The organism is uncultured Acetatifactor sp. (assembly GCF_948601915.1).
GTDB lineage: Bacteria > Bacillota > Clostridia > Lachnospirales > Lachnospiraceae > Acetatifactor.
Map to the genome: position 1 here is coordinate 1 of NZ_CAPDXS010000208.1, position 6,884 is coordinate 6,884.

The window sequence follows — 6,884 nt, forward strand, 5'->3', positions numbered from 1 at the left end:
TGGCATAGTCCGGGTTGTCCGGGTCGCCTGTGGGGATCTCGAACTGCAGGGAGCCGCCGGAGGGGATCTTCACCCTGGGGAAGTTCATCTGCATGCCGTCCATGTCCTCTGCCAGCTCTTCTGCGGTGAAGTCGGTGTCCATTGTCATTGTGGGGAGCAGGAACTGCTGCTGTTCTGTGGGGTTGGTGTTCTGGTTGTAATCCATTTGGTGTCCTCCTTTTTTGTGGGGAACGGGGAATGCCATAACCGTGCGTCTTTAAGACGTCCAATTCCGGCGGGGTGCCTGTTCCCTGAATCTCTGGTTTCCTGTTGCCAGTACATGTATCCGTACTGCAAAAAATAGCGGAAGTCTGGCCAGTGTCTCCCAATGCCAGGGCCTCCATCATGCGGCCGGTTGGTTGATTCTGCGCCATGTCCCTGCGGGCATAGAGAGGATGTTGTATCCGATGCTCTCCAGCTCTGTGGCGCGGTCATAGCTCTCCACGTCCTGGCTGTAGCGTGTGACGGCGTTGGAGAGGCCGTAAAGGCTTAAATCTTTTCCTTCGATCAGGTGCTGCAGGACCCCCTTCTCCTCGCTTTCGGTGATATGGAATTCCCTGCTTGCCATCCTGACGGTGCCGGGTATGTCATCGGTGGTCATCTCCGTTTTGGCGGCGGTCTTCATGAGGTCAACCACACGGGCGAAGCGTGTCTCCTCCACGGCTGCCTTAACGGTGTCCTGGAGCTTCATCAGGAATGCCCTGTCGTCCGCTTCCAGTGTCTTGTCGGAGTAGAGCCGGTAGGCTTCCTCCAGTTTGTTCACCCGTCCCACATGGTTGCGGCGTGTCCTGGCATCATTGACGATCATACCGTTGCTGCAGACAAGTCGGTAGACAAGGGGCTGCACGTTGACGGCACCGGTGCCCACCTCGCTGTTGGAGATGATCATGCCTGCCTGCACGATGTCCCCGGGGGAGACTTCCGCCTCCAGACGTGTGTTGACCACTTTCAGGTACATCATGCTGTCCGTGACCTGGCAGCTCTCAAAGCGTGCGTCTTTCATCTGCCCTATGATGGGCAGGACTGCAGAGGCAATCTCGAAGTTGTCCAGGCGGCGGTAGCGGTCGCTTAAGAATGCCCTGGCCGTGCCTCCCATGGTGCGCACAATCCGCCGTGAGGGGGATCTGTGGAGCCAGGTGTTCACGTTCTGTGCCAGGAGCGCCGGGTCTTCTTCCAGCATCCGGTCATAGTAGGCGGCCGGGATGTGCAGGTGTGCGCCCAGCTGCCGGTGGGCGATGGAGTTGACCTGCATGGGTTCCACGCGTTCTTCCTTGCCGTTAAAGATGTGGAGATAGACCTGGCCGCTGTGGGGGGCCATCTGTAGGTTCCTGGTATCCACCAGGTAGTCCTCTTTCAGGCTGCGCTGCCTTGTGATCTCGGCAGCCATTTCTTCCAGTGATAGTCCTGTCTTCATTCTGTTTCACTTCCTTTCCTGTGCTGTTGCGGCTACCAGCTGACGCGGATGCCGCCGGGGGTGGCTTCTGCCGTCAGGCCATTGCTTTCAAGAACCTCCACGAGGCGGTTCCAGTAGGTTTTTTCGGGAAAGCCCAGAAGGTGCTCCTTTGTGACCTCCTGCTGGCCTTCCTCCACACAGGCGTCGCCATTCTCATGGAGGGTCAGGTAGCTGTAGCCCCGGGAATTCAGGTCGGTCACAAGGGCCTCCAGCACGGTGCGGCCCTGGACTTCATACCAGACCTGCGGGTCTATGGGTTGTCTGTCTGCAGACGCCTGCCCTTCTGGAGGGGCACTGTTCCCATTGTCCGCAAGGGGGACAATCTTAAGCATGCTGCAGGTGATGTTGGCCTGCCGGTCAAGGGTGATGTCTGCATGGTCGAAGTCGGAGACACCGAAGACGCGGATGCGCCCGGTGCCGCCGGACAGGGCCAGCTTTTCAGGCCTTTTTTCCTCCCATTCCCATGTGATGCCAGGATATGCAGAGCGGAGGTAAGCGGAGATTCTGTGGTTTACATGGCGCAGGAGCAGGCTCTCTGCGGATACGCTGTCCGGTTCCTGCATCCAGGCTGAAATGTCCGGCCCGCCATCAGCAGGGCGCCTTTTTCGGCGGGGCCTACGTTTCCTGCGGCTCTTCGCCTGATGGGTGCGGGGGAGTGCATGGGCGGCCAGAAGGGAAAGTCCCCACAGGAGGAATACCCCCAGAAGGAGCCATGGCTGCCATGCTCCCCTTACCAGTGCCAGTATGGCGATTACGGCACCTATGAGGATGCCTGTGCCGCCCCGATGGGCTTTGTCGCTTTTCATTGTCTTTACCATCCTTTCTTTTTGCTTCTCCACGGAAGATGCGCCCTGTGGGCATCCATATGTGGAGGCGTGTGCTGCTGTGTTTTTCGTAGTTTTGCCTCCATACACAAAAAGAACCGTACCGGTCGTTCAGTTCATTCTGAAAACCGGTGCGGTTCTTGTGTAATGGGGCTGTGCGGCGGCATTGGAATGTATTGGGCATGGCATACCCTGGATAGGGGCGGCATCCTTACATCCAGGCCGCTTTTAGGCCTATGGAATCTGTCTTTCTGCTCCTTTCTGCCAATGGCGGTGTTATCTATAAAAAAATGCCGGCAGACGCTGCCGCAAAATGGGCAGACTGATGCTACTGGCACTGGAGTACAAACTTGACAGCGTGTGCAATGCGGAAAGGGTTCCGCGGTACAGGATGTGTTCCTGTAATCCCATGGGGATACGCACAAAAATCAATTACAGGGACAGTATAACACTATATGTTGTGGATGTCAATATATTTAGAACTATATATAGTAAAAAGAAAGAACAGAATAAGGCTGCCAGTCTGGCAGGTGCCATTTATACAGTCCTATTGACCTTTAAGATATCATTGGGAGTGCAGTCCAGAATCAGGCATAGGGTCACGATTGTGTTGACAGTGACACTCTTATTTTTCCGTAAGGCATCAAGGGTTCCCGTAGAGAAATGATAGTCTTTGATTAGCTGGTATTGGTTTATTCCCTTTTCAGCCATTGTTTTCCATAGCGGAGTATAGTCAAACATTTGTGTCACCTCGATAAATAATAGTATATAAGCGCAAATGGAGATTGAATATTGCCGAAAAATCGGCTATAATAAGTATGGAGGGATAGGACATGGATATACAATCGCTGGAAAAGAAACTGGTTGGGATAAACAAGAAACTGGAAGCCGTATTACACCAGAGCGGCTATCTGGATACGGATGATCTGCTGCTGGTAAAATATGATACCGAAAGCCCGAATGATATTTTTTTATATGAGACCTATATGGGGATATTTCCACATTTGAGGGAAGCCTATTCTGTGCTGAGTTATCTACAGAAGCCGGTTATCTGTGAAGGCATTGTGGAATATTCGCGAAACGGATATGTGCTAGGCGGGATTAAGTTAGCGGATGAGGATATGTTTGAGGTTCTTGAACGGGATGAATATACAGGTAAAAGGAAATGGGTTCTGGCAAGCATATGTGAATACTTTGGGACAGATTACGATGGGATGAAGGCAAGGGTGAGGGGGGACAAGAGGATTGATGGAAGACATGATATATAATGTGACACTGATATTTTTAATCGTGTCAAACATTATGAGGTTTATATATTGGATGATGAAATGCCGTAAAATGAAGGGGGTCTGTGAAAGCGGTGCATGCAGGTTCAGGGAGTACTGCCCACGGTGTAAAAGGAAGATGGAAAAAGAGCAGATTGATGAATTATATCGCTGTATAGAGCAGTGGGAAAGAGAGGAAACATAGGGCATGAATTATAACGGACAGGGAGAAGAACCACTGTCCGTTATAATTTTAGGAAGCTATATTATTTCAAAGATAATCTGTCGGCGGAGATATAGGTTGGCTATGGCGAGGATTACGGATTGGCTGCTGGGGAAGGTGCAGGCCAGGAAGGGAAGGTTATCGCTGGTGGTATGCTCGTCATCATAGAGTGAGTCCATGATGCTTTCCTCGCTGGGCAGGCTGTGGACATCTTTTTCGAAGCATTTGATGATTTCCGCTGTGGAGAGAAGAGCCTGTCTTGCAAGTCCCATGACCCGCTTTTCGTCTTTTGTACGTCTATCCTTTTGGAAGAGTTTCCAGGCAGCGGAAAAGGGAGTGTGCCAGAGCAGGGTAAATTTCAGGAAGGCGGATGCCCGCTGCAGCAGGGTGCCTTCCGCAGGGAGGACATACAGGGCGGCAAGCAGGTCGTAGAGGGCATCGTATTCTGTTTCCCCGGTGCCGCAGACAATCAGGCCGCGCATCAGCAGGCGCTGGATGCATGCCTCCAGTGGCCGTTCTGCGGAAAAACCGGATCTGGAGATGGTCTTCTCGTATAAAGAAGCAATTTCCTCGTTGCGGGCAATCCGCCAGTTCAGGCTTGTCCAGAGTGCCATTTCCTGCAGGTCTGCCATGTATTCGTTCCCTCCTAACAGGATGACGGGATAGGCCTGTCCATGGCGGTTGGTTCTGCGCTCAAAGCGTCCGATGGCTGTGTAAAGTGATTTTCTTCTCATAGGGTACCTCCTGGTCTTGTGGTGTATGTGGTTGAAGGGTTGCTGGTATTTTAGCGGTTGTTTCTCATGATGGGCTGCTGGCAGGGAAATGGCATCCCTTCAGTACAGTAATCCGGATAGGAAGGATGGGCTGTCCCGGAGCTTCTGCGATGCTCTGGAGATCCATGCCCCTACATGGGACGGAGGGACATGGTAGCGGGCTGCAATGTCGGATGTGGCATAGCCCTGTGCTTTCAGGGCAAGGGCTTCTATGCCCAGCTTCGACACGCCCTTGAAATCCTTTGTGGCGGAAGTGAGGAGTTCCAGTATCTCCATGGTGCCTGCCCGGGAAGTAAAGGTATCGGGAGGGTGCTTGGATGGGTACCCATTCAACAGTTCCCCGGTTTCATCTTCTGCGAGCCTGATGAAATGTTTCTGCTCTGCACACTTCTCCCTACAGTAGGAAATGAGGCCGTTCCGCACTACCTTTTTGGCAAAGGTGGGGAATTTTGCCAGCTCTGCATTATAGGAAATGGCGGCATGGCAGAGCCAGAGGCATCCTTCCTGGTACAGGTCGTCATACTCAAAGCCATAGACGCTGCCGTTTACGGAGATATTCTCCCGGATAATCCAGTACACAATGGAGAGATGCCTTTCCACAAGTTTTTTCTGTTCTGTCGTCAAACGGATTTTCTTTTTCATAAGTATCACCTCGCATTCATGTTGCCAGTTTTCGGTTTGGGCTGGCAGGTGCCCGGCACAGGGAGATGACCTGGTCGCACATCTGGCTGGAGAAAATGCCGATGTGGGCATGGTCTGCGTCAAGCCCGAGCCTGGCCTGGAGCCATAGGTATGTCGCCCATTTGTCCATGTGCCGTTCTTTCTGCAGCCTTTGGAGGGCGCGGTGGGCAAGGATGCGCTTGTGGCGGAGCTCGCTGTTCGCCAGGGTTCCCATGGGCCTGCGGTCTTTCCTGTGGGCGCTTACATAGGCATCGCAGGAGGGCCAGTTGGAGCATAGGTAGAGATAGCTTTTGGGGTCGATTGTGTCAGTGCCGTAGACTGTGCTTGCGGGTCTGCAGACCGCAGGGGCGCCGCAGTAGGGGCAGTGGATGCTGTAGGTTCTTCGGTTTTTCATTGGTCACCTCCGTGGTGTGCCGCATGGGGCGGGACGCTGGGTTGGATGGTTTCAGCAGGGGCAGCTTGATGCAGTGGCTTCGCAAAGCTGCTTCAGGGAACAGCTTTCCGGGGAAGCAGTGTGCCACTCTACGTACTGGGCATAGGCAGCTTCGAACGTATGCTTGTTTAGGATGATGCAGCATTCTTCCGGGTCTATGGCCTCTCTGGAGAACTTTCGCAGTGCATCCACTGGCATAAATATGGGAGAGCCGTCTGCATCTATCGCCATTAGGAAGCCTTCACAGGGCATCAGGTTTCCATGAAGGCAGAGCAGGGAACTGCACTTTATGTAAATGGAGTTGTGCCAGTTGCCTCGGGTTGCTTTCAAAAACTGATACATTTTATTGGTCATAAAAATATCCCTCTAATATTTATTACGCTCTTTTTAAAAGAAAAAAGTTCCGGTTTTTATTTATTTTTTATAGAGTTTATGGAAATAAAAGAATTGGAACCAGCTACTGAGTTTGCAGACTGGTTCCTATATACTTTCGAAGTGTGTATGGTTTAGATTCTATCCGAACAGCCTTGTAATCTCCTGCGTGATTCTCGGGATGACCGTACTGTTGAAGATAGCGGTCAAGGCGGCAAGCAGCAATGCGCCCAGAACCACGGCGATGATAATCTTCACGGCATCGGAGATGTAGAAGTCGCCGCGCTGGTTGGAGAGCGTCTCACGGGCCTTGCGGATGGTGCTGTCGAAACTGTTGCGGATTGCATTGTTAAGTTTTTTCATGGAAAACCTCCTCGTTGAATTTAAATATGCTTGTTTTCGGTTTCTTGCATGGCAGCCATGCCTGCCCGGGAGCCGGGTGCCTTTTGCAGCCAGGGCCGGTTATCTTTTTTCCCTCTGTGGCTCCGGCGGCAGGCAGGACGGCGCAGCCATATCTATGTAATAGAGTCCCTCGACTAAGGGGCTGGATTACCATTGAATTGTTTCATGATTCCTGTTATCCAAAGAACACGCCCAGGGAATTTATGACCTCGGTACACAGCACAACCAGATAGATAATCATGATGCACACCAGCATCATCATGGAGTATCGCTGTATCCTTCTGGGGCGTTTGGCAGCTTCTTTTTTCAGGTTGTTCTGCTCAATCTGCCGCATGTCGAAGCAGATCATCTTGAAGTACATCCTCTGGTCGTCCCCCCGGAGGACGCCGATCAGCCCGCGCACCACATCGGAGAGCATG

General features: G+C 52.4%; 10 protein-coding genes and 2 pseudogenes. 3 read left to right on the forward strand and 9 right to left on the reverse strand.

Features of this window, described 5'->3' with window-relative positions; all coding sequences use genetic code 11:
- From Q2B33_RS22525 to Q2B33_RS24625, 4 genes and pseudogenes are all read right to left on the reverse strand, one after another.
- Positions 1–205 (reverse strand): annotated as a pseudogene (locus Q2B33_RS22525) (hypothetical protein); the annotation flags it as partial.
- Between the two features lie 177 nt (positions 206–382).
- On the reverse strand, positions 383–1,453 hold the full coding sequence (locus Q2B33_RS22530; protein ID WP_300783288.1) for a DUF932 domain-containing protein: 1,071 nt from the start codon (positions 1,451–1,453) through the stop codon (positions 383–385).
- Positions 1,454–1,485: 32 nt separating this feature from the next.
- Positions 1,486–2,298 (reverse strand): hypothetical protein, encoded by an 813-nt coding sequence (locus tag Q2B33_RS22535; RefSeq protein WP_300783286.1) that lies wholly within the window; start codon positions 2,296–2,298, stop codon positions 1,486–1,488.
- 555 nt (positions 2,299–2,853) lie between these two features.
- A complete protein-coding gene (locus Q2B33_RS24625) occupies positions 2,854–3,057 on the reverse strand; it encodes a helix-turn-helix transcriptional regulator (protein ID WP_334305430.1) in 204 nt (67 codons plus the stop codon).
- Between the two features lie 92 nt (positions 3,058–3,149).
- Here Q2B33_RS24625 and Q2B33_RS22545 point away from each other — a divergent pair, with 92 nt between their 5' ends.
- Together Q2B33_RS22545 and Q2B33_RS22550 are read left to right on the forward strand one after the other, a co-directional pair.
- Positions 3,150–3,584: a hypothetical protein gene (locus Q2B33_RS22545; protein WP_300783284.1), complete on the forward strand. Its 435-nt coding sequence runs from the start codon at positions 3,150–3,152 to the stop codon at positions 3,582–3,584.
- Complete coding sequence (locus Q2B33_RS22550) at positions 3,565–3,786, forward strand: hypothetical protein (protein ID WP_300783282.1); 222 nt, start codon at positions 3,565–3,567, stop codon at positions 3,784–3,786. The genes Q2B33_RS22545 and Q2B33_RS22550 overlap by 20 nt, the downstream gene beginning before the upstream one ends.
- Before the next feature lie 56 nt (positions 3,787–3,842).
- Here the strand turns inward: Q2B33_RS22550 and Q2B33_RS22555 are convergent, their stop codons facing one another.
- From Q2B33_RS22555 to Q2B33_RS22565, 3 genes are all read right to left on the reverse strand, one after another.
- Entirely contained in the window at positions 3,843–4,538 is a 696-nt protein-coding gene (locus Q2B33_RS22555; protein ID WP_300783280.1) for a hypothetical protein, read from the reverse strand.
- A gap of 99 nt (positions 4,539–4,637) precedes the next feature.
- Positions 4,638–5,219: a sigma-70 family RNA polymerase sigma factor gene (locus tag Q2B33_RS22560; RefSeq protein WP_300783278.1), complete on the reverse strand. Its 582-nt coding sequence runs from the start codon at positions 5,217–5,219 to the stop codon at positions 4,638–4,640.
- A 16-nt stretch (positions 5,220–5,235) separates the two neighbouring features.
- Positions 5,236–5,652, reverse strand: a complete 417-nt coding sequence (locus Q2B33_RS22565) for a zinc-finger-containing protein (RefSeq protein WP_300783276.1) — start codon at positions 5,650–5,652, stop codon at positions 5,236–5,238.
- A gap of 300 nt (positions 5,653–5,952) precedes the next feature.
- Between Q2B33_RS22565 and Q2B33_RS22570 the strand changes: the two genes are divergently transcribed.
- Positions 5,953–6,201, forward strand: a complete 249-nt coding sequence (locus Q2B33_RS22570) for a hypothetical protein (protein ID WP_300783272.1) — start codon at positions 5,953–5,955, stop codon at positions 6,199–6,201.
- A gap of 3 nt (positions 6,202–6,204) precedes the next feature.
- Here the strand turns inward: Q2B33_RS22570 and Q2B33_RS22575 are convergent, their stop codons facing one another.
- Positions 6,205–6,426, reverse strand: a complete 222-nt coding sequence (locus tag Q2B33_RS22575; RefSeq protein WP_300783270.1) for a DUF6133 family protein — start codon at positions 6,424–6,426, stop codon at positions 6,205–6,207.
- A gap of 214 nt (positions 6,427–6,640) precedes the next feature.
- Positions 6,641–6,884, reverse strand: a pseudogene (locus Q2B33_RS22580) (hypothetical protein); the annotation flags it as partial.